16 protein-coding genes and 1 tRNA gene are annotated in these 24,478 nt (G+C 44.6%); 10 read left to right on the top strand and 7 right to left on the bottom strand.

Going from position 1 to position 24,478, the window contains the following annotated elements; genetic code table 11:
• Positions 1–17: 17 nt before the first annotated feature.
• The 5 genes from MKX41_RS18800 to MKX41_RS18780 form a co-directional block, all read right to left on the bottom strand.
• The gene (locus MKX41_RS18800) at positions 18–3,362 is read right to left on the bottom strand and encodes a DEAD/DEAH box helicase (RefSeq protein ID WP_340972582.1); all 3,345 of its coding nucleotides are present in this window, start codon (positions 3,360–3,362) and stop codon (positions 18–20) included.
• Between the two features lie 82 nt (positions 3,363–3,444).
• The gene (locus MKX41_RS18795; RefSeq protein ID WP_081951189.1) at positions 3,445–4,134 is read right to left on the bottom strand and encodes a TetR/AcrR family transcriptional regulator; all 690 of its coding nucleotides are present in this window, start codon (positions 4,132–4,134) and stop codon (positions 3,445–3,447) included.
• Between the two features lie 58 nt (positions 4,135–4,192).
• The gene (locus tag MKX41_RS18790; RefSeq protein WP_076286447.1) at positions 4,193–5,248 is read right to left on the bottom strand and encodes an ABC transporter permease; all 1,056 of its coding nucleotides are present in this window, start codon (positions 5,246–5,248) and stop codon (positions 4,193–4,195) included.
• On the bottom strand, positions 5,245–5,976 hold the full coding sequence (locus MKX41_RS18785; RefSeq protein WP_340972578.1) for an ABC transporter ATP-binding protein: 732 nt from the start codon (positions 5,974–5,976) through the stop codon (positions 5,245–5,247). Before MKX41_RS18785 ends, MKX41_RS18790 begins: the two co-directional genes overlap by 4 nt.
• A gap of 265 nt (positions 5,977–6,241) precedes the next feature.
• Entirely contained in the window at positions 6,242–7,126 is an 885-nt protein-coding gene (locus MKX41_RS18780) for an AraC family transcriptional regulator (protein WP_340972577.1), read from the bottom strand.
• Positions 7,127–7,251: 125 nt separating this feature from the next.
• Here MKX41_RS18780 and MKX41_RS18775 point away from each other — a divergent pair, with 125 nt between their 5' ends.
• From MKX41_RS18775 to MKX41_RS18765, 3 genes are all read left to right on the top strand, one after another.
• On the top strand, positions 7,252–9,342 hold the full coding sequence (locus tag MKX41_RS18775) for an alpha-glucuronidase family glycosyl hydrolase (protein WP_340972575.1): 2,091 nt from the start codon (positions 7,252–7,254) through the stop codon (positions 9,340–9,342).
• 96 nt (positions 9,343–9,438) lie between these two features.
• Positions 9,439–12,879: a glycoside hydrolase family 2 TIM barrel-domain containing protein gene (locus MKX41_RS18770; RefSeq protein ID WP_340972573.1), complete on the top strand. Its 3,441-nt coding sequence runs from the start codon at positions 9,439–9,441 to the stop codon at positions 12,877–12,879.
• Positions 12,880–12,922: 43 nt separating this feature from the next.
• The gene (locus MKX41_RS18765; RefSeq protein ID WP_340972572.1) at positions 12,923–13,978 is read left to right on the top strand and encodes an NAD(P)-dependent alcohol dehydrogenase; all 1,056 of its coding nucleotides are present in this window, start codon (positions 12,923–12,925) and stop codon (positions 13,976–13,978) included.
• Positions 13,979–14,310: 332 nt separating this feature from the next.
• Here the strand turns inward: MKX41_RS18765 and MKX41_RS18760 are convergent, their stop codons facing one another.
• Positions 14,311–14,964: a GntR family transcriptional regulator gene (locus MKX41_RS18760; RefSeq protein ID WP_340972570.1), complete on the bottom strand. Its 654-nt coding sequence runs from the start codon at positions 14,962–14,964 to the stop codon at positions 14,311–14,313.
• A 222-nt stretch (positions 14,965–15,186) separates the two neighbouring features.
• Here MKX41_RS18760 and uxuA point away from each other — a divergent pair, with 222 nt between their 5' ends.
• From uxuA to pstA, 6 genes are all read left to right on the top strand, one after another.
• Entirely contained in the window at positions 15,187–16,263 is a 1,077-nt protein-coding gene (gene uxuA, locus MKX41_RS18755) for a mannonate dehydratase (protein WP_076300702.1), read from the top strand.
• Entirely contained in the window at positions 16,264–17,886 is a 1,623-nt protein-coding gene (locus MKX41_RS18750) for a mannitol dehydrogenase family protein (protein WP_340972568.1), read from the top strand.
• Positions 17,887–18,130: 244 nt separating this feature from the next.
• Positions 18,131–19,567 (top strand): stalk domain-containing protein, encoded by a 1,437-nt coding sequence (locus MKX41_RS18745; RefSeq protein ID WP_340972567.1) that lies wholly within the window; start codon positions 18,131–18,133, stop codon positions 19,565–19,567.
• A gap of 54 nt (positions 19,568–19,621) precedes the next feature.
• The gene (locus MKX41_RS18740; RefSeq protein WP_076286457.1) at positions 19,622–20,482 is read left to right on the top strand and encodes a phosphate ABC transporter substrate-binding protein; all 861 of its coding nucleotides are present in this window, start codon (positions 19,622–19,624) and stop codon (positions 20,480–20,482) included.
• An 82-nt stretch (positions 20,483–20,564) separates the two neighbouring features.
• Positions 20,565–21,512: a phosphate ABC transporter permease subunit PstC gene (pstC, locus tag MKX41_RS18735; RefSeq protein ID WP_340972564.1), complete on the top strand. Its 948-nt coding sequence runs from the start codon at positions 20,565–20,567 to the stop codon at positions 21,510–21,512.
• Entirely contained in the window at positions 21,509–22,390 is an 882-nt protein-coding gene (pstA, locus tag MKX41_RS18730) for a phosphate ABC transporter permease PstA (RefSeq protein WP_340972561.1), read from the top strand. The genes pstC and pstA overlap by 4 nt, the downstream gene beginning before the upstream one ends.
• Positions 22,391–23,234: 844 nt before the next feature.
• Here the strand turns inward: pstA and MKX41_RS18725 are convergent.
• A tRNA-Arg gene (locus tag MKX41_RS18725) sits at positions 23,235–23,308 on the bottom strand.
• Between the two features lie 310 nt (positions 23,309–23,618).
• Between MKX41_RS18725 and MKX41_RS18720 the strand changes: the two genes are divergently transcribed.
• The gene (locus tag MKX41_RS18720) at positions 23,619–24,434 is read left to right on the top strand and encodes a hypothetical protein (RefSeq protein ID WP_373455859.1); all 816 of its coding nucleotides are present in this window, start codon (positions 23,619–23,621) and stop codon (positions 24,432–24,434) included.
• Positions 24,435–24,478 lie beyond the last annotated feature (44 nt).

Raw genomic sequence — 24,478 nt, 5'->3', positions numbered from 1 at the left:
TCCAAACATCATTACACCTAGATCATCAGAATTTCTCGGATGTCTTGTTCTGTAAGGGTAGATAACCCTTCCTGACCTGGCTGGATCACTTCATCGATTAAGTTCCTTTTCTTCTGTTGTAGCTCATACATCTTGTCTTCCACAGTACCTTGGGTGACGAGCCGAATGACTTGAACTACTTTTTTCTGTCCGATTCGGTGAGCCCGATCTGCAGCTTGCTGTTCGACGGCAGGGTTCCACCATAGATCGTATAGAATGACAGTGTCTGCTCCTGTTAAGTTGAGTCCGGTTCCGCCAGCTTTTAAGGAGATAAGGAAAATATCCCGCTCCCCTTCATTAAATTGATTACATAAATCTACGCGCTGAGACACAGGCGTTTGACCGTCTAGGTAAAAATATGGAATACCTTGATAGCCGAGTTCACGTCCAATCAAACCGAGCATTTCTGTGAACTGGGAGAATACTAGCATTCGTTTACCTGAACTGCGGCATTCCTCTATGATTTCAAACAGCTGCTCGAATTTGGCGGAGCTTCCTTCATACCCGTCCACAAATAGAGCCGGGTGACAGCATAGCTGGCGCAGACGGGTGAGTCCAGCAAGGATTTTAATCCGATTATTATTACCGAAGCTATCCTGGGTCAGATGCTTTAGAGCCTCTTTTTTCAAACGGGCGAGATAAGCGACATATAACTTCTTCTGCTCAGGGAACAGCTCACAGGCTTGGAGTGATTCGATTTTCTCAGGCAATTCTTTTAACACATCACTCTTTAAGCGGCGCAGCAAAAAGGGACGTGCCCGTTTAGCGATAGTTTCCCTCGGCAAATCGTGAAAAGCCTTCTTACCTGGAAACAACCCGGGAAACACAGTGCCGAAGATGGACCATAGATCTTCTAGCGCATTCTCAACAGGAGTCCCAGTAAGTGCAAAACGATGCCGGGCTTGAAGAGCCATAACTGCTTGAGCGGTCTGCGTCGTATGGTTCTTTATGGTTTGCGCTTCATCGAGAATCAGGGTATGAAAAGATTTCTTAGCATACAACTGAACATCTCTGCGAAGCAGTGGGTAAGAGGTGATGATTACATCCGCCTTCGCTGCATTTTTTAAAATCCGACCGCGTTCTGTTAAGCTTCCATCTGCAATAACAGCCTTGATCTCAGGCGTGAACTTTTTAAGCTCATTATGCCAGTTGTAGGTCAGAGAGGCAGGAGCGACAATAAGAGCGGGCAGACCACTCTGACGAATATCCGGAAGCTCAGAGAGCAGAAAAGCGATACTTTGCAGCGTTTTGCCAAGACCCATATCATCCGCTAAAATTCCCCCGAAACGGTAATGGGCCAGCGTCTTCAGCCACTGAAATCCATACTGCTGATAATCCCGGAGCACAGGAGCCAGACTCTCTGGTATTGGGAAATCAAGGTTCTCAGGATTGTGCATATTCGCAAGTAATCTTTTAAAGGATCTGCTCAGTTTGACTGAGTCACCTTGAGAATCGGAAGAGGTTAAGTGTAACCCACGAACGACTGGTAAAGAAAATTGCGCACCTTTAATCTCACCTTCTCGAATGCCCATCTCGTTCATAAAGGTGATGATTTCTTGGAGCTCCTCGCTCTCCAGCGGTAGCAGTGCCCCTTCTGGCAAGCGGTAGTATTTACGTTTATCCTGAAGTGATTTTAAGACCATCACAATCTCAGATTCGGGAATACCACCCATGTCGAATTTAAAATCAAGCCAGTCGGTTTTCTCATTCCAACTAATACTCACTTTTGGTGGCGTGGTTCCCGTGAATAGTCTTTCTTTGACAGCGGTGGTCGCATAGACCGTTAATAGTGGTTCAAGCAACGGAATCGTGTGGTATAAAAAATCGTACTCACCGTCCTCATCCGTCATAATATACCCGCCTTCGGTTTTGGCGAAGGATTCATGCTCCATCAGCTCCAGAATTCGGGCCTCTCCTTCACCGTCGCGTATAAGAATCAAGTCCGTACCGCGAACATGGGCTTTTTCATCCAAAGGATTGATGATAATGTCACCATACTGAAACTCTAGCCCGGCGAGCAGTCGATCTCTCACGCGGTCCAGATAGAGCCTGGCTATAAGCTTATGTTGCACAATTCGATCAGCAATAGATTCGGCAATATGCACGTTTCCCAGTTTTTTTAGACCAGGGATAACCTTGTCCATAAAGGGCTCCATTTGTTCGGGGGCAATATCGATGCCATCTCGACGAGAGGATTCCAGCATTTTTTTCATCTCAGATAGGCGCATGCATTCCTGAGCAGTTAGCTTCAACAGCTTACCTTCAGACAGCACGAGTCCGTAATCTTCCAGAACTGAGATCTGCTCCAGTCCTTGAATATCCAGATGGTATCCTTCACCTTCGGCTTGCTCGAACGCAAAGCTAAGGGGTGGTGCTTCATTAGACATATGAATGCCTTCGTACAACACCTCTTCTTGTTGCAGATATACCGACTGAACCTCTGAAAGTGCGGGCTGAAGCGTCTCCCAGAAAAAAGGAGGGATAGCCAGCAGGCGATCTCCCCCCAGGTTGCCACCATATGGAGAGTAGTTAGTGACGTTATCGCGATACATTTTTTCATTTAAGACAATTTCAATTAGCTTCTGAAGAACGATGTTATCTTCCTTCCGAAAGCTGTGAATGGCAGGGTCATAGACGAAATGTTTCGAGAATTCGAAGGTTTCTCCACGATGTACACGTTCCAGAAAACCTCTAATTTTATGAACGACATATAGTCGTTTCGAGCCGATTTTCATTTCTATTCCCAGCATGGTAGTGCTATAGCTGTAAGTGAATGGCTTGCAGATGAACTCGACATTTAAAGGGATCCTATTATCTACAAAAGCCCCAGTACCGCTCGGACGCGGCTTATGGTTACTGAACATGCCTAGCAGGCTGCTCACAAGATGCTGGTCTCTGGACCTTCCTCCCATGTCTCGCGTAGAATCCGTAACATTACGTGGTGTTAAGACTCCAGTATCTTCAATAGTAGAAAGGCTAGAAGTTCCAGTATGAGCTGGCCGTTCTCCAGCAGTTTCAAGGGCATCAATGCTGATCAGTACGGCTGCGATATGTTTGCAGAAAGGCCCTCCATGCGTGTAAGCAGGACAAGTACATTCTGCCGTGACATCACCGTCGATATCGATGACAACCATGATTTCGTAGCCAATGCCCCCTTGAACGAGCGCTTCATAACGAGAGCGGGGAAGATCTGGGATGGATTCATTACGTTCTTCAACATCTATTATATCGACGCTTCCAGACTGGTAATAAGCCAATCCTTTTTCAAAAATAGACTTGCCGCACAGCAGCTTAATTACCCGTTCTGTCACACTAAAGCCCATAACATAATTCCTTCCTCGTAACTTGTTCTTCGAAAAGTCCGATTATTATATAGTCCTTATGATAACAGAACGGGCGTGCGCATCAAATAGGGGCTGCTACTCCACTAATCCCGTGCATAATAAAACGGATCGTCAGGTTAATCTCTTCCTCATCGTTCCAGTCCTTCTCTGGTTGTAGTAGCAGGCGATTAAGCAAATACCCACCAATGGATGAAATAGTGAAACGTAGAATAGCGGGTGTGGGTAATTCAATGACTTCACCTTTTGCCTTGAAGTGTTCAACAATTTCGATGACGCGCTCCAGCACCTTGCTTAGAATATTTTCTGCGAACTGTTCTCTGAGCAATGGTTGGAAAGGAATCTCCTGTATCAGAATCTTTAGCATTTTAAAATTTCTACGGGCGAACTCCAGACGATTGACGATAAATGACCGTAGGAATTCTTCGAAGCTGTCATAGGGAACATCGAGTACCCCGTTGAAATTCCGCAGTACAAAAGGAGCGAGCATACGACTCATGGTGGGGCCAATGATGGAGAGCAGTAAATCTTTTTTGGTTTTGTAATATCGGAAAATCGTCCCCTCTGCTACGCCTGCCTTTTGAGCAATTTCACTAGTCGCAGCAGCAGCGTAACCTTTTTCGGAGAACACCTCAATCGCCGCATGCAAAATGGAAATCTGCTTCGGTGTCAGTTTATCCTCTTCACTTATGGCCAGCAGCTCTTCAATCCACTGCTCTTCTATATTTCGTTCCGCAGAATCATGTTCTTTCATTACAATTATCCTCCAAACTTGGTTCATTCCGTTCAACCGATGAAAGTTCTTAGTGAGGCTACATTTTCCGGTGTTTGCGTAGTGCCAATACATTCAGCACCATGAATAATAGTGAAAACCCGATCAGCACATAGACATCCAGAGCGATGGAATTCCATCCTTTGCCACGGATCATGATGTTCATAAGCGCTTCTGATCCATAATAAATTGGGGTTGCGTAGCCGATGCGCTGTAGCCATAGCGGTAGGGTGTCGAGTGGGAACAGTCCGCTGAGGAAGACTTGTGGCACGATAATAAGCGGGATGAACTGAATCATCTGTAGCTCGTTGGCTGCAAAAGCAGATAATAGCGTGCCCAGCGTCAAAGCTGTCATCGACAGGAGTAAGGTGATCAGCATTACGTAACCAAAGCTTCCCGTCATCATAATGCCAAGAATCTGAATGGAAAACCACGAGATCAATAGCGCTTGGAATACGGTAAAAATGCCGAAACCACATACATACCCGAGTACAATCTCCCATCTTTTTAAAGGAGTGGAAAGTAAACGTTCAAGGGTGCCTGTAGTCCGCTCTCGCAGGAAAGAAACACCGGCAATCAGGAATACGAAAAAGAAAACAAATACGCCAATCATAATCGGGCCGAAGCGGTCAATCGTCTTCATATTCTCAGAACCGTATAAGTAGCTGATCTGGGGCTGTAATTGCAGCTGTTCCTCTGTACTTGGAAGGAGCTTCTGAGAAAGCTTTTGAAGCGTCATAATTACCGCCTTGTTGGCTGTAGGATTGCTACCCTCTAACAACACTTGAGGGATGACTCCTGAATTCCCAACGTTTCCGTCCAAAGTGATCAAAGCGTCAATCTTTCCTTCTACTAGAGCACTTTTCCCTAGCTCTTCGCTGGCATACTCTTTAATTGTGGTATTTTCTTCTTTTAACGCAGCTGAGATATTTAGTGGCACACCGGATACTCCGATTTTTGGCTCATAGGCGTCCCCGTTGAATACCAAGCTCATTAAACTTAGAACGATGAGCGGTGCAATGAACATTAAGGCCATCGTTCTTTTATCATGAATAAATTGTCGCAAAATCCGTAAGGTGATCGCTCGGATTCTCATGAACGGACACCTCCATAATATAGAAAGGCTTCTTCAATAGAAGCGGAGCCAGTGGCTTCAAGCAATCCGGCAGGTGTGTCGGCGGCAAGCAGCTTGCCATCACGGATCATTCCAAGGCGATCACATTTCTCAGCTTCATCCATGACATGCGTAGTTAGTACAATCGTGGTACCTTTCTCGTTCAGAGCTTTTAGTTCTTTCCAGATGGATAGTCGGAGTACAGGATCGATACCAACTGTTGGTTCATCAAGTAGAAGTAGCGGAGGCTCATGGAGCAGCGCAATCGCCAGGGATAGGCGGCGTTTCATTCCGCCAGAGTATTGATCTACTCTTTTGCGCAGATGCTCCTGAAGATCTACTAGTTCCATAACAGCTTTGATGCGTTTGCCGCGCTCCGCACCTTTTAGTCCATATAGCGCAGCGAAGAACTCCAGATTTTCTTTTGCGCTGAGTTCCGTATATAGGGCATCAGATTGAGCCATGTATCCAATTTGCTGCAGCATGGATAACTTAGGCATGGTGACACCAAGCACCTTTACTTCACCTGAGGTCACCTCATCGATACCTGTAAGCAGCTTTACTAGCGTTGTTTTTCCGGAGCCAGAGGGTCCTAGTATGCCGAAGGTTTCCGCACGCTCTACTTGAAGCGAAATATCCTCGAGCACCTGTCTGTCTCCAAAGGCTTTACCAACATGGCTCACTGAAATGACTGGAGCTTCCGAACCCATATTCATCTCCTCGATTCTGAATAGTCTGGGATACAAAGTGGTGTTACTGAGTGCTCTGCACAACAATAATGAGTGAGCGCTCACTCATTATTGTGCTCCGGAATCCAGTAAATGTAAAGTGCTTGATTTCCGCTACTTGAAATTAACTTACAATCAGGTGTAAATCGCAAAGTAGCGGCATTTTTGCACAAGATACGAATACCTGCTTACGAACCAACTTGATATGATGTTAATAAGGAATACGGTGGATGGGAGGTTCGACAACTCAATGATGCAAATGCCATTGCTTCCGAAATTGATTAGGCGTTGTGCCGAAATGGGTTTTGAACAATTTGCAAAAATGAGAGCAATTTGTGATCCCCACTTCCTCGGCGATGTGTGCAACTGTGTATTTGCTTGAAGTCAGAAGATGAACGGCTTCCTGCATTCTTTTGACCGTTAAATAATCGGAAATACTGCTGCCTGTACATTCCTTGAACAAGTGGGATAAATGATGGGGTGAAAGATGCAGATCCTTGCTCATTTGATCAAGCCGCAAAGATTCCTTGTAATGCAACTGCAGCCATTCCATAATACGTTCTGCCTGATGTGGTTTACGAAGCAATTGTTCCATGGAGGCCGGCTTCTGCTGTGTATCCCAAAGCGGCTTTAAAGTACGTAGGAACGTGATGAGAAACAATGAGACCTCTTCCATGAAATCATTTTTGTGCAAAGTTGGAAGCGCTTTATCCAGAGCCTTCAGAAGAGCTATCAGGGATTGTAGGTCCTGCTGTTCATACCATCGAGGTGAGGCGGAATTGCCGCTGTGAATATGATTGAAAAAGCTTTGTAGGATGGGCCACTTTTCAAAATAAGCTTTAAATATGCTGGGCTCGTAATGCACGATTGAACGCACGAACGGAACCGCCTCATTAATTTCAATTTGAATATGATGCAGTTGATACGGCTGGAAAATACAAATCATCCCTGGCTTTATTTCATAGCTATTTTGATCAATAATCAGCGTCCCTTTACCTTCATGAACAATAAGAATTTCAACACCCTGATGAGCATGGAATGTACCTTGATAGTCGTCTGTATTTGTACTTGTTCTTTTATATACAAAATAGAGATGGAACGGTTGTAAGTCCTGCTGCTCATGGTACGTCACATTCGTGTTCCTCCTATTAGTAGGGATGCGGATAACCTATCGTTTACAAAAGTATAAGAGAACCATTACACAGCTAGCAACATCTAGATTAAAAAGTCTTACTCACTAATGGAGGACACCGAATTATGGCAGAACAAAAGACAGAATTACATAACGCAGGGTATAAAGCTTGGCTCGAATATCCTTATATTCAATCGAGTGCAGTAAGAGAGTGCTATTCTCCTTGGTGCTATAACATTTTGACAGTCAATCAAGATCATCCAGTGATCAAAAGTGCTGTGCAAGAACTAACACGTGGCATACAAGGAATGCTGGATATAGAAGCCACCATTGCTGAATCTCAGGATAAAGATAAACAAGCTTGTATTGCAATCGGTACGTTTGATAGTAATCATCCGTTGATTACGCATACCTTTAGCGAGGCTACAAGGACAGCAATTGGATCAGAAGGATATGCCATTCGAACAAATACGGAGAAGGACTGTATTGCAATTGGTGCTTCCACACCCGTGGGTTTATTGTACGGTGTATTTGCATTCCTACGCTTACTTGGAACGGGTCAATCTATTAAGGCGTTGGATATGTTGGATCAGCCGGTAAATATGCTCCGCATGATGAATCAATGGGATAATATCGATGGAAGCATCGAACGTGGTTACGCAGGGAAGTCCATATTCTACTCATACAACGAAATCACTAAGGACTTTGCTCGATTGCAAGATTATGCGAGAATGCTCGCTTCGATAGGAATCAATGCGATTGCTATAAACAATGTCAATGTACATCGGTTTGAAACGATGTTTATTACGGAGCGCTATCTTCCTGACATCGCGAGGATTGCCGATACCTTCCGTACCTACGGGGTGAAGCTATTCCTAAGTATTAACTATGCTAGCCCGATCGAAATCGGTGGATTGAATACAGCTGATCCGTTAGATTCTGATGTACGCCAATGGTGGAAGGCAAAGGCGGTAGAAATTTATAAATTGATTCCAGATTTCGGCGGTTTCCTCGTAAAAGCTGATTCAGAGAATCGTCCAGGTCCATTCACTTATGATCGTGATCATGCAGAAGGTTCGAACATGCTGGCTGAAGCTTTATTGCCTTTCGGGGGAATCGTCATCTGGCGCTGCTTCGTTTACAATTGCAAACAGGATTGGCGTGATCGCTCCACCGATCGTGCACGAGCGGCATATGATCACTTTAAACCGCTAGATGGTCGATTCATGGATAATGTTATTTTGCAGGTGAAGAATGGACCGATGGATTTTCAAGTACGGGAAGGTGTGTCTCCGTTGTTCGGTGCCATGAAGCATACGAATATGATGATTGAATTTCAGGTTACACAGGAATACACAGGCCAACAGCGCCATGTCTGCTACCTCATTCCTCAATGGAAGGAAGTTCTTGATTTTAATACTTACGCAACGAATTCGGAGTCATCGGTGAAACAGGTCGTCGATGGATCCATGTACGGTTATAAATATAGCGGCTTCGCTGCTGTTTCAAATATTGGTAATGATCATAACTGGACTGGGCATTTGTTAGCGCAGGCCAATCTATATGGTTACGGGCGTCTCGCTTGGAATCCGGAATTAAGTGCAGCGCAAATCGCGAAGGAATGGACAATGCTCACGTTCAGTGCAGAGGATGCGCAGTTAATAGATACGATTCGTGAGATCTTGTTAATCTCCTGGAATATCTATGAATCTTATACTTCGCCGCTTGGCGTAGGCTGGATGGTCAATCCAGATCATCATTACGGTCCAAATGTGGATGGATATGAATATTCGAAATGGGGAACGTATCATTTTGCAGACTTACAAGGGATTGGCGTAGACCGGACAATAAAGACGGGTACGGGATATGTTGCTCAGTATCAAGGAGCGAATGTAGATTTGTATGAATCGGTAGCTACTTGTCCAGATGAGCTATTACTGTTCTTTCATCATGTACCGTATACGCATACTCTTATATCTGGTAAAACGGTCATCCAACATATTTATGATACGCATTTTGATGGCGTCGATCGCGCAGCAGGGCTGAAAGAGAAGTGGCAATCCCTTGAGGGGAAAATGGACGGCAGCAGGTTTGGGCAGGTGGCAGACCGTCTGCACGAACAGGTACTACATGCCCGCGAGTGGAGAGATATCATCAATACGTATTTCTATCGAAAAAGCGGTATCCCAGACCAGCATCAACGTACAATATACTAAATATTAGCATTAGGAGGAGTGTGTCCAGCAGGGCCACTCCTTCTGTTGCTCCATCCCTTTGTTTCATAATCCTATGAGAAGAAAGGAAGATACACCTTGAATCAGAAAAGATTATTTAATGAGGGCTGGGAATTCGCCAAGAGTACTTTAGAAGTGACGAATGCTGAGTCCTTGGATTTCCATCCCGTCGATCTCCCGCATGATTGGTTGATTTATAACACGTTAGACTTATATGAGAATAGTATTGGCTGGTATCGAAAGTGTTTTATAAATACGAAGAACGATGAGCAGCTATTGCTGTGTTTTGATGGTATTTATATGGACTCCACGATTTATGTGAATCATCAATGGGTTGGGGAGTGGAAATACGGTTATTCTTCCTTTGAATACGAGATTACAGATATGCTCATAGATGGGGAAAATGAAATTCTAGTGAAGGTTGTGCATCAGAGTCCGAATAGTAGATGGTATTCAGGAGCGGGTATCTATCGGAATGTATGGCTCAAGACAAGAGATTGCAATCATATCGTGACAGATGGAATTTACATTCATACAGTACAAAAAAATGACGTTTGGCGAGTGGAGATCGACACCGATGTGAGCATTACAGGAGATATTCGGCTTTCCCAAACCATTCTGTACATGGATCGAGAGATAAAGACCTGTGTTGAGAAAATCTCGGCTGGAGATCAAACACAAGCCACCTCACGTGTAAGTCAGGTGCTGACTGTAGAGAATGCTTTATTATGGAGCCCCGGTGAGCCGCATTTATATCAGCTAAAAACGGAATTGCAGCATAAGGCACCTGATCAGGGTTCTGATGAAGTGTGGACAACAATAGAAGAAGTAACACAGTTTATAGGCTTTCGATCGATTGTACTAGATCCGCAAGAGGGAATGCTTCTGAATGGGGTAAAGATTAAGCTTAACGGAGTTTGTGAGCATCATGATCTTGGAGCATTGGGTTCGGCGTTTCATACAGCAGCATTGCGAAGAAGACTTGAGATCTTAAAGGACATGGGCGTAAATGCAATACGCACCGCTCATAATATGCCTGCTGCAGAGCTTATGGATCTGGCGGACGAAATGGGGCTGCTTGTGGTTTCAGAAGCCTTTGATGTGTGGGAGCGATCGAAGACCACATATGATTACGCAAGATTTTTCAAGGACTGGGCGTTAAAAGATGTGAGAAGCTGGGTCATGCGAGATCGTAATCATCCAAGCTTGTTAATGTGGAGTATTGGCAATGAAATTTATGATACGCATGCTGACAAGCGAGGGCAAGAATTGACGAGCATGTTGATGGAAGTCGTGCTTCAATATGATCCGAAAGGCAACGGGAAAGTGACCATTGGATCGAACTATATGCCATGGGAGAATGCTCAGAAATGTGCGGACATCGTAAAGGTGGCAGGCTACAATTATGCGGAAAAATATTACCATCAGCATCACGCGGAACATCCTGACTGGATTATCTATGGTAGTGAAACCGCCTCTATTGTGCAGAGCAGGGGAATATATCATTTCCCATTCGAGCAATCCATCCTGGCTGATGACGATGAGCAGTGCTCTGCACTAGGTAATAGCTCTACAAGCTGGGGAGCGAAGTCAGCAGAAGCGTGTATTATCGCGGAGCGAGATGCAGCGTTCTCATTAGGGCAATTTATATGGACGGGTTTTGATTATATTGGTGAACCTACACCGTATCATACGAAGAATTCGTATTTTGGACAGATTGATACAGCGACCTTTAAAAAGGATTCATATTACATCTATCAATCGGCTTGGACAAATTACAAGGAGCATCCCATGGTGCATATTTTTCCCTATTGGGATTTCAATCCCGGTCAAATGATCGATGTTCGAGTCTGCTCGAATGCTCCCAAGATAGAATTGCAGTTCAATGGTGAGACTGTTGGGACCTATGAAATCGATCATGTGCATGGAACGCAGCTAGCGGGCTGGTGGAAGCTTCCTTATGAACCAGGCGAGCTCAAAGCATCCGCTTATGATGAGGCTGGCCAAATCATTGCAGTAGACATCAGGAAATCGTTCGGGGATGCGAGTCGAATCTGCTTAAAGGCTGATAAGGGTACACTCCTTGCGAACGGCACAGATTTAATCTTCATCGAAATTACGATGGAGGATGAGCACGGTAATGCTGTTGAGAATGCAAACAGTCGCGTTCAGGTTCAGGTGGGCGGAGCAGGCCGTTTGATCGGTTTAGATAATGGAGACAGCACGGACTATGATCCATACAAAGGAACGAGTAGACGCTTGTTCAGCGGCAAGCTTATGGCGATTGTTGCTGCGAGTTTAGAAGCAGGTACGATAACAGTTGAGGTTACCTCGAAAGGTGTAGTAGGTAGTAAGCTACAGCTTCAATCGCTCCCTGTGGGAGATCGTGGAATAGGCATTTCAGCTAACACTAGAAATCTAGAGTTGCCCTGTGTAATGGGAAATGTAGAAGAAATTCCTTTACGAAAGATAGAAATTATAAGTCATTCTGGACAACAGTTTAATGAAAATAGAAGAGAAATGAATGTACACGCCATCCTTTACCCTAAAGACACTTCCTATACTGAAGTGGAGTGGAGTATTGTAAATGATGCAGGGATTGAGTCCAATCTAGCGCGGCTCGAACAACTGGGACAAGAAGCCAAGATCACGGCGTTAGGAGATGGGAGTTTCCGCATTCGCTGTATGAGTAAGAACGGTACGGAAAAGACAAAGCTGATTTCACAGTTGGAATTTACAGCGAGCGGTCTGGGGACGGCTTACAAGGATCCGTATGGATTTATATCTGGCGGTCTATATGACGAGGTTAAAGGCGAAGTCGGGAACGGAAATGAACGAGGCGTAGCAACGAGTCGAGATGGTGAGACGCAGGTTGCTTATCGCGAGATTGACTTTGGAGCTTACGGCTCGGATTTGATAACGATTCCCCTATTCGCATTGTCTAGCGAAGCCTACGAGCTCCAGATTTGGGAAGGCATGCCGGACGAAGAGCATAGTGAGCTTTTGGCAGACGTTATTTATCAGAAGGAATCGCAATGGAATGTTTATCAGGAGGCAACCTATCTATTATCCAAGAGACTCACGGGTATCAGCTCTATTTGTTTCGTATTACAGAAGAAGGTGCACATTAAAGGCTTCTCATTTGTGAAAAAGAACCGAGCGTTCGAGCAGAATAGGGCTGTGGATTGTGATCGCATTTATGGTGATACGTTCACCATCGCGGAACAGGGTGTTGAAGGAATCGGGAATAACGTATCTCTCGTGTTCGAGCAGATGGATTTTACGACGGAAGGTACTTCAAAGCTTGTCATTTGTGGGAGAACTCCGATCGATAAGAATACCATTCATCTTCGCTTCGAAGAGGGTGAAGCATCTAACAATCAACTGATCGAATTTACACAGTCAGATGGATATGTAGAGCGAGTATTTGAGTTGGAGAAAGTGACAGGGGAGCAGAAGGTAACGTTTATCTTCTTGCCTGGAAGTCAGTTCGATTTCGGTTGGTTTCGGTTTGAATGATCGATTATCCTTTCAACTACTACGATAAATGAGGTGCGTGTACATGTTAACAGGCAAGATGAATGCTGCAATAATGGATGAGCAATTATCGATTTCTGTGAAGCAAATAGATATTCCTGTTCCTAAGGATAATGAAGCGCTAATTAAGGTGTATTGTATCGGAATTTGCGGGTCAGATGTTCATTACTATGAGCATGGAAGAATCGGTCGTTATGTAGTAAAGGAACCGATCATATTAGGCCATGAGCTGGCTGGTGAAGTCGTTGAGGTTGGTAAGCAGGTATCAAATATAGCTGTAGGTGACCGAGTAGCGGTTGAGCCAGGAGTGACCTGTGGACAATGCGACTATTGTAAATCAGGACGTTATAATTTGTGTCCAGATGTGGTCTTTCTTGCAACACCCCCAGTAAATGGGGCTTGGGCAGAATACATTGTCATGCCAAGCGATTATCTATTTAAACTTCCGGATTCTATGAGTTATGAGGAAGGCGCAATGCTGGAGCCATTGTCGGTTGGTTTTCATGCGATGATGCGTGGTAAGGTTCAACCGTTTGATAGAGTGCTAATAACAGGTCTTGGTCCGATCGGACTACTTGCAGGACAAGCAGCAAAGCTATTTGGCGTTTCTGAAATTTATGGTACGGATGTCGTACCTTTTCGGCGTCAACTTGCAATGGAGATGGGCTTCACTGCAGCATTAGATCCAGTAAAAGAGAATGTTGGACAGCGACTCAACGAGTTAACGAACGGATTTGGAGTTACACTCGTCGTAGAATCATCGGGTAACGCAAGGGCGATGGCGGATACAATTAAGTGGGTTCGCCGTGGCGGGAGAATTGTATTTGTCGGTTTACCAGCCGATAGTGCTATTCCGATGGACATGGGACGATTTATCGATGGTGAGATCGATGCTTATGGTGTTTTTCGTTACGCGAATACCTATCCGGCTGCGATCCAAGCGTTGCAGCATTCTTCATTAGATATTGAGAAAATAGTTACGCATCGCTTTGCGCTTACAGATACTCAAGAAGCTCTTGAAGTAGCACGTAAAGAGAAGGATACAAGTATTAAGGTAATGATTTATCCGAATATGCCTTAATGCGTGTTATATAAAAAGAGACCGTCCCAAAAGCCATGAAAATGGCTGCTTGAGGCGGTCTTTTTGTGTTTACGTAGGAGCAACTATTGCTTTTTATATGGACGCTCCGCGAACGGACCGTTGTTCCAATCGCTGTGGTCTCCAGATTTAATTTATTTTCCCTACGCGGTAAAAATCCGGAGACCAAGGCGAACGCTTTCGCTTTTCCACAATCAGTCCGTCCTCTCCGCTGTTTTAGAGGGGGAAGTTTCAACAAAAACAACGAGACCGAAGACACATAGATATGCCAAGTTGGACAAATCTTTCTACTGTAGGACAGCCTCTTCGCGTTATTACGCTTTAATATAATCTGCAAAATTCTCCAGTAAGTATAAGGAGTTCATATCTTCACGCAAATGATGCTGGACTAGCTCATCCACTTTGTCTGGTTCATGGTTTGTCATACAATCCAGGATCATGTGATGCTCGCTCAAAATTTTCTCCAGCTTTTCTGCCTTTAGCGTATGCAAGCGTCGATATCTTTCATAATGCACATGGGAAAACTTAATTTGCTCCCACAAAAATTCATGTCCTGCTAATGTGAATAACGTCTTATGATAGGCGTTATCCAAAGCAAAAAAGTGCTCAATGGAATGTTCTTGATGTATGGCATTTTTTTGTTCTTCTAGGTTCTTCTTAAGTTCTATAATTCCTTTAAGAGTAAGGCTATCGCATAGACCTTTGATAATATCCTTTTCTAAAACGCTTCTTAAATAGATCATTTGCTCGACAGATTCCAAATCAATGTATGAAACCAGATTCCCTTTCTTCGGATACACATCAATATAGGACTCGAGGGATAGCTGCTTTAGTACATCGCGCAAAGGTGTTCTGGATATCTGAAACCGTTCGGATAACACGGTCTCACTTAGAATGGATCCAGGCTTTAGTGTTAGGTTAAGAATTTCGTGCTTTAATAGGTTCAAAATATCATTTTTGGTGGACATGAGGTTGCGTCTCCATTGCCGTTGAATTTGTAATGCGGATATCTGAAACGGGATCCTGAAATAAGATAGTTATTTCATTATATAATTTTTTAATCTTGTATACAAGATCGGTGAATATTGATTTTATGTCATTGACAAAAGGTATTATTTAAATCTAATATTTGAGTATATTATCTTGTATACAAGATCTCGACATAAGAAATTATAGGAGGTTTTATCTAGATGAACATGACATGGAGATGGTATGGAGAAGGCAATGACAACATTACGCTTGATCATATCCGGCAAATTCCGGGGGTAATGGGTATTGTCTGGTCACTACATCATAAGGTAGCGGGCGAAGTGTGGGAAATGGATGACATTCAAAAGGTTGCGGATCAAATTACGAGCAAAGGGTTTAGTACTGCCGTAGTAGAGAGTGTGAACGTCCATGATGATATCAAGATTGGACTCCCGACGCGTGATAAATATATCGATATTTACATAGACACCATACGGAAGCTAGCCAAGGTCGGTACTAAAGTGATCTGTTACAATTTCATGCCGATCTTTGACTGGACTCGGACGGAGCTGTACAAGGAATTGCCAGATGGCTCGAATGCTCTTTTTTATGAAAATGCGGCCATTAATGAGAACCCGCGCGACATGGTGAATCGTATTCTCGAGGGGGCAGGTGAATTTACGATGCCTGGCTGGGAGCCGGAGCGTCTTGCGAAGCTCGATGAGCTATTCGCCGCTTATGCAGATGTAACGGAGGAGAAGCTGTTCGAGAACTTGGTCTATTTTTTGAAGCGCATTATTCCTGTCTGTGAAGAAGTCGACATCAAAATGGCTATTCATCCCGATGATCCTGCTTGGCCGATCTTTGGCTTGCCCCGCATTGTCCGCAGCCGTGATACGATCCGTCGTTTACTTGACGCAGTAGATAGTCCGTATAATGGATTAACCTTCTGCACTGGGTCGCTCGGTACGAATCCTAAGAACGATTTGCCGGCTATGATTCGGGAATTCTGTAATCGTATTCATTTTGCTCATATTCGAAATGTTAAGGTTTTTGAGAACGGAGATTTTATTGAGGTCTCTCATCGTGGACGGGATGGCAGTGTGGATGTGGCAGAGGTTGTTAAAGCGTATCATGAGAATGGATATACGGGATATGTGCGTCCAGATCATGGTCGTCATTTGTGGGGGGAAGAGAAGACTTGCCGCCCGGGGTACGGGCTGTACGATAGAGCAATGGGGATCATGTATTTACTTGGTGTGTGGGATAGTCTCGACAATACGATGGGGGTGAAGTGAATGTTGCTTCTGACAAGAGAGAGTATTCAATCATGTGCAGAGGCGTGGAAGGATGCTGACGTGGAGCTTCCTCAGTTTGATTATGAGCAGGTGGCAGAGAATACGCGCGTTAGGCCGGAATGGGTTCATTTTGGAGCGGGAAATATTTTTCGGGGATTTGTTGCGAATGCTCACCAGAAGCTGTTGGAGCTTGGAAAAGCAGATACAGGTATTATTGCCGCTACCTCCTCTGACTACGAGCTGATTGACAAAATTTATAAACCGCATGATCATTTAACACTTCTCGTACTAATGAATGCGAGTGGCGAGTTTACAAAAAAGGTCATTAGCAGCATTACCGAAGCTATTATGGCAAACAAGAATCGAGCGCAGGATTACTGCCGTTTGGTTGAAATTTTTGAAAACCCGAGCCTGCAGATGGCCAGCTTCACCATCACAGAGAAAGGTTATACCTTGACCGGTCCTGATGGAATGTACCTTGATATCGTGAAGAAGGATATGGAGCAAGGGCCAGAGAAGCCATCCCACAGCATGAGTGTGATCGCTTCTCTAGCGTACCGTCGATATCTTAAGGGGCAGTATCCGATGACTTTTGTTAGTATGGATAACTGTTCGCACAATGGGGATATGCTGAAAAATAGCGTGATTACAATCGCCAAGGCATGGGCTGCAAAAGGGGGTGTGGCGGAAGGTTTTGTTGCGTACCTCGAAGACGAGAGTCGAATAACATTCCCTTTGTCGATGATCGATAAAATCACACCACGTCCATCCGAGGTAGTACGTAATGCTTTACAGGAGCAAGGGATTGGCGGCATGGATGTACTTATTACCTCGAGGAACGCTCATACCGCACCTTTTGTTAACGCAGAAGTTAGTGAATATCTGGTCATTGAGGATAAGTTTACGAATGGGCGACCTTTATTAGAAGAAGCCGGCATTATATTCACAGATCGTGAGACCGTGAACAGGGTAGAAACGATGAAAGTTACCACCTGTCTAAACCCCTTGCATACTGCATTAGCGGTCACTGGCTGTCTACTAGGCTACACACAGATTTCGGATGAGATGCAGGATCAGACTCTTCGTACATTAGCCGAGCGGATTGGGTATAAGGAAGGATTGCCTGTAGTTGTAGATCCTATCATTCTACGTCCACAGCAGTTTTTGGATGAAGTGCTGCAAGAGCGACTCACGAATCCATTTATTCCGGACACCCCGCAGCGAATTGCGACAGATACGTCGCAGAAGGTAGGCATTCGTTATGGGGAAACGATTAAATCCTATGTACAACGCGAAGATCTTCATCCAGCTGAATTGACGGCGATTCCACTAGCAATTGCTGCTTGGTGCCGCTATTTGATCGGAGTGGATGATGAAGGAAATTCATTTGAGCTAAGTCCCGATCCGTTAATGGAGTCACTTCAAGCTCATCTGCAGGGAGTGACATTGGGAGATTCGACCTCTAATGTGCATAGGATTCTAGATAATGAGAAGATCTTTGGTGTACCGTTATATGAAATCGGTCTGGGTAGCAAGATTGAAAGCTACTTCTATGAGATGCTGAAAGGCCCAGGGGCTGTACGGAGAACGTTGGAAAAGCATTTAAATGAAGAGTTAGTGTAGATCACATTTACAAAAAGCCTCATGGAGTAAAAGCTACTGCACCCCGCAGAGCTATCCCCCATGAGGCTTTTTCGTGTCTAGTCCATTTGGTTTATCTGAATTTAGCAGTCTAGTACGCTAATATACCTACTTTTTCAAAAAAATAATTATAGTTAATATTTCCATAACATTCCTCTGCAACAGAGTTGACAATTGTAGACGAAAATGACATTAGCAGTTACCTATACGAAAAGGGTGAATCTAATTGAAAAACAGTAAATGGATTAGCGCAACGTTGGCTTCAGCACTTCTTGCAACAGTAGGCGTTGGGAGTGTATCTGCAGCTAGCATCGGCAGTAATGTAAAATCTGTGGCTACCAATCAAACCGCTGCAAAAACAGCAGTTAAAGAAGGTACAGCTACTTGGAATGTAAATGGTACGCCGATTGTGTTTAACACCATTAATAGCAGTGGTTACAAGCTGTACTCGCTGAATCAGGTAGCTGGTGAAATTGGAGCTAAGTTAGTACTTGGAGCTGGCGGGTTTGAACTTAATGACAGCAAAGGATTACATAATGTGAAGCTCAAAACAGGCTCAAAGAGCTATCAAGTAGATGGTAATTCCGAGACATTCACAGTTGCTCCAGTATTTTATAACGGTAAAACCTATGTAGAGCTTTCAAAGTTAGTTTATGCATTAGGTGGAGAACTGGATGCTGACGCTAGCACGATTCTAAGCTTTGCTCGTCCTGAAGGATTGTTTGATACTTTGCACTGGACAGCAGCTGGAAGTCTGATTGCGAACAAAAGTGATGCTGAATCTGCTCAACTTATCAAGTTCAGCACAGAGCCAGGTAACTACGAAGTATTTTCATCAAATGACAGTGCAGTAGATTTTGCAGTATCGCCGGATGGGCAGTGGGGAGCTTTCAATGATGAGACTGGTTTGTTGAATCTGATTAACCTGTCTAGCGGAGCTACTAAGACACTTGGTACTGACAATAGTGTAAAAACGGATCTGGTGTGGTCGAACGATGGTAAAAGTATTTACTTCGTCCAAGGTGACAAGCAAGAGAAACTCGCAAAAATCGCTGTAGACACTGGTGAAGTTAAATCCGTATTGGCAGACAAAGTAGAAAATAAATCCGAACTGCGCATTTCCGCTGACGAAAAGAGCGCCGTTTATATCGTTAACTTGACGGGTGTTGCTAAAAACGATGCGGACAGCACAGAAGATTCTCTTACTGTAGACTTCAGCTCTGCTGGAGAGCAGCTTTACAAGCTTGACCTGGCTACGAAAGATGCTAAACCAGCTGCACTGACAACTACACCGGATAACAAACTGTACCCTGAAATTTCTGCTGATGGTAGCGTCGTTTACCTGAGTGCAGATGCTGAAGGTAACGCAGCTAACACATTGAAGGTTGTAAAAGCAGACGGAAAAAGCAGCAACATTGCACTTGATGTTGAAGTAACTTGGTCTACTGGCGTTAAGAACGGCTTGGTTGTAGCAGGTTCAGCGGCAGATGGAAGCACAGTAGTCTATTCCGTTGATAACAATGGAGCTAAGACTGAGCTGTTCCGCTCCACTGAAGATGTATCTGAAGTAGCTGTTTCGAATGATGGAAGCAAGCTTGCTATCGTAAGTGACGGCGGTGTATGGGTGGTTCAAGGCGGTAAAGCATTGCAACTGACGAAATAATAATATCCCTAATCATATTTTAACGGCGTAGAGCCGAGAGGAGAAATAATAACAATGAAGATTTTCAAAAAGCTAACAGTAACGGCTCTAACAGCTGTAATTGCAGTAACCGCATCTTTCGCAGGGGTTGCAGCAGCAGCCGATTCACTTAAAGGTAAAATCACCGTTAACGGTTCGACCGCACTTCTTCCATTGACGCTTCAAGCGGCAAAAGAATTCCAAAAGCTGCACCCTAAAGTGAAAATCGCTGCATCGGGTAAAGGTTCTGTAACTGGACCTCAAGCTGTAAAAAAAGGCATCGCTGATATCGGCGCTTGCGACTGGGATGCTAGCATCGACGTACCAGGCTTCAAAGCTTTTGACGGTCAAGTAGCAAACAAAGTAGCAGTTATTCCTTTTGCTACAATCGTTAACAAAAATGTTGGTGTAGATAACCTTACAACTGAACAGCTTAAAGGTATTTTCGCAGGTAAAATCACGAACTGGAAAGAAGTAGGCGGTTCAGATGCTGACATCGTGGTTATCACTCGCTCTTTCGGTTCCGGTACACGCGTTAACTATCAAGCTAAAGCTTTGGATGGCGGAGATATCGTTAAAAAAGCTAAGAACTACAAAGAAACAGGTTCATCCGGTGACATGAAGACTGCCGTAGGAACAACTCCTAACTCTATCGGTTATATCGACCTTGTATATGTAAGTGGCGACGTAAAAGCTGTTAAACACAACGGTATAGCTGCTACTACAGACAACGTAATCAATGGATCTTATAAGATCTGGGCTTATGGTTACTACATGACTAAAGGCCAACCTACTGGCGCTACAAAAGAATTCATCGAATACGTACAAAGCAAGAAGTTCCAACAAGGTTCCCTGAAAAAGCTTAAATTTATTCCGATCGCAGCAATGAAGGGCTAATAACATCTAAAGATCATATTGAACGGTAACAGCGGCCAGCTCCGATCTTGATACGGGGGTGGCCGCTTACAGGAGGGAAAGTATGGGGGCACCAGTCCAAAGCTTGGCAACTAGGGGAAAAGAGAGCGTAACGCAGGTTAGCGCTAATCCCAAACGTCATGGTAGACATTTGTTTAGCAACAAATTGTTTAAGTTTTATTTTTTATTCAGCATTCTTGCGCTTTGCTTCGTGCTTGGACTTGTAATTCTATTTATCGGCAAAACGGCTATGCTTCTGTTCGGCCATCTCTCGCCTGCGGACTTTTTCTTTTCCTTTAACTGGACGCCGGAAGAGGATTCTTTTGGAGCGGCTGCCTTCATTGTAAATACACTTTCACTAACTGCATTAACGCTGCTGATCGCAGTTCCTATTTCGGTAGGGATGGCAGTACTTTGTGCAGAGATTGCTCCAAAATGGATGAAGACTTTTATCCGTCCAGTGCTAGATTTATTGGTAGGTATTCCTTCAATTGTTTACGGATATATAGGCTTAACGGTATTACTTCCTTTCTTGCGCAGAATTAGTGGGGAGAGCTTAGGCGATGGCTTGTTAGCTGCTGCGCTTGTGCTCGCATTAATGGTGCTGCCAACGATTTGCCGAATCAGTGATGATGCCATTGTCTCTGTGCCGCGCAAATATCGTGATGCTGCATATGCTCTTGGATCTACCCGTTTACAGGTCATTATGCGTGTAGTACTGCCTGCGGCTAGCCGGGGTATTATCTCTGCGGTTATTCTAGGTATGACTCGTGCTGTGGGTGAGACGATGGCTGTAGTTATGGTTATCGGGAATACACCACAATTGGCGAAGACGTTATTCACGCCAGCATCGGTGCTGACTAGTAACATCGTTATGCAAATCTCCAATGTAGAGTTTGACTCTACTTGGAACTATGCACTACATATGATGGCATTTCTCCTGCTAGTAATATCATTTGTATTAATTCTGATCATCCGCGTGCTGGGTAGAAAAAGGAGGGATGCAGCGTGAACGGATTCGCAAGTACAAAGCATACAGCGCGGGCTCAAAGAAACAATAAAATTGCAACCATAGGGTTTTATACGCTTGGGGCTTTAGTCATGCTGCTGATCTTCTGGCTGCTCTTCACGATTCTTAGTAAAGGTTTACCGGCACTTCGGCCCGATTTCTTGATTAAACAGCCTGAAGAGATTGACGCAGGTGGTGGGATTGGCCCGGTGCTGTTTAACTCCTTTTACATTTTGTTCATCTCGCTGTTTATTTCCGTTCCAATTGGTTTGGGTGCGGGAATCTATATGGCTGAATATGCACCAGACAATAAATTTACAGGCGCACTACGTATTTGCGTAGAATCTCTCTCATCGGTTCCATCGATTGTGTTCGGTATGCTCGGACTTGCAATTTTTGCGGAATATTTCGATATCGGTCTGACGATTCTTGGCGGAGGCGTCAGCTTGGCGCTGCTGAATCTACCTATGCTTGCGCGAGTGACAGAGGAAGCGGTACGTGCTGTCCCCGGGGAGATCCGCGAGGCTGGTTATGCGCTTGGGATGACTAAATTCCACGTGATCCGCACGGTAGTCCTGCCCGTTGCAATGTCTGCCATTGTTACTGGGATTTGTCTCGTTGCTGGACGCGCCTTCGGGGAGTCTGCGGTTATTATCCTTACCGCTGGTCTCAGTACCTCGGGCGAAATGTGGGATTTCAATCTGTTCTCGCCGGGTGAAACACTGGCCGTACATCTTTGGTATGTACAATCCGAGGCGATTGTAGAAGATGCACGTCAAATTGCTGATAAGTCGGCAGCCGTACTTGTATTTGTAGTTTTGTTTATCAATTTTGTATTTCGATTTCCGTTGTGGCTTAGCAATCGCCGCAAAGGACACTAATTCGTTCAAAAGGTACGTAAAAACTGTCACCCGGCAATGGATATCGGTGGGTGGCCGTTTTTTTGTTTTCTTAAGATGAATTATTTAATGTAGTATTCCCTCCGGATAAGGCCAAAGGAATAACCTCGCGAAACACTCGTGGCAGGGCTGAGACAATATCGCACATTTCACTTTCAGTCTAAATTGATAATATTCGCACAAACACATCCTGCACTATTTCTTCCGCGTGCTCCTGCTTCCCAGCATACGAATAGTAAAAACATTTTTTCGTAATGTGCCTCGATTTCCTCAAAGGATAAAGGATAATGTAATGAGTAATGAGTAATGAGTAATGAGTAATGAGTAATGAGTGATGAGTAATGGTGTTAGGGGTGGCTTTAGTTGCACTTTATGCAGCTATTTATCATGGTGTAGGGTTTATTTAGGATTAATTGTACTTTGTGCAACTAAAAATGGAGAAAATGACAATCTAGGAGTAAATCAGAGAATATAAGTGTACGGAATGCAGTTAAACCGAGTTGTTGAGGTCAAAGGGAACCTTTTAGTTGCACAAAATACAATTAAAGTGTTCGAGTTAGGTGGAACCTAAAATTGAACGTTGCCTAATGTTCTGACTGCTACGTGGGTGTATAACGTAGTAGGGGATTTGACGAAGCTTGAGCTCCATAGAAGCCTGTACTCGATTGAAGAGAGAGCTACATCGAAGCCTGAGCCTCATGGAACCCTAAGCCTAGGCTCTGCTCCTAGCTTTGGTCCTAGCTCTGTCCCTAGGGCTAGGCCCTCCCACTGGTTCGCATCCCCTGAACGCAAAAACAGCCTCCCCGAAGGAAGGCTGTTACTCTGACGTCCCGGAAGGGATTCGAACCCCTGACCGTGCGCTTAGAAGGCGCATGCTCTATCCAGCTGAGCTACCGGGACATGATTGCTGGCTGAAAAGCAAGCAGGAGTTATCATATCATGTACGCCGATGTTTTTCAAGCTGTTTTTTAAAAAGAGTACGGGGTATGCTATAATCTACAATTATTAAGTTTCGGAAGAAGCTTAAGGTCTTAATAACATTTATGACGTTTTAGAATTCAATTAACATAATTAGCTATAAGGAGGTGCCCTCATTAAAGATTCAGATTCCCCCGCCACAAAAGAGAATATCGTCCTGTTTCCCAAGACACTGGACTATTATCAAATCCAGCTTACGGTGATGCTGGAGAGTGAACGATACGGGGAAGCGATGGAGCTGCTGCGTTTTTTGTTGCAGTGTCAAGGACAGGAAGAACGAAATTACGAGGAATGGCGGTCTCTGCTGGAATGGCTCGAAACAGCTTTCCCTTACGCCTCTCAGAATGGAGATGCGGAAGGAGCCGTTCACCCCGAAGACGAAGATTTAAGGGAAGAAGATATGGCCCGTCTCTTGGCCAAATCAAAAATGACTGAGGATGCGGGGTATCCTCAAAAGCTGCTGCAGCGGATAATGAATGAGCCGTTGTCAGAGGCGACAATCCTAGCACTAGAGCAGCTTTCATATCTGGAAGGCGGCGGAGTCGATGAGGCGCTGACGGCATGGCTGCAGGGGGATAATGTTCACCCGCTGCTGCAATTTCGGACCCTGCAGACCCTTCGGCGGCGTGGGATGCAGGGAACAGTGAATCTGATTCGTGGTCACGAAACAGCAATTGTAGAGATTGAAAGTGTGCCGCTGCAGACAGAGGATTTTCCACCACAGGTGAGTCAGGTGCTCGAGCGGGTAGCCGAGCAGGCGGAGGTACATGAGCCTACGCTGTATTATTTTGCACAGGAGCTCTGGGGCCAGTTCGTCATGTCGATTTATGGATCGGAAGAGTATCGGAAAATACTGGATGGGGAAGACGCGCTACTAGATATTTGGGCGGGTGCGTTACACCAGTTTGTATCTGAGAGCTTAAACGGTACACGGCAAGAGGAGGAGACTCGTGGAATGTACGGCATTACAGACGGCATGCGCTTTCAATTTGAGGGGGCATATCGTGCGCTCAAGGGTTTTGTAAAGACTTCTCTACTTGATAAATAAAGTAATGTTGTATATAATATAATGGTTATTCTGTGCGTGGATTG

Source organism: Paenibacillus sp. FSL R5-0475 (assembly GCF_038004585.1).
Taxonomy (GTDB): Bacteria; Bacillota; Bacilli; order Paenibacillales; family Paenibacillaceae; genus Paenibacillus_AQ.
The sequence above is the reverse complement of the archived record's forward strand: the minus strand, read 5'-3'. Positions and strand labels throughout refer to the sequence as shown.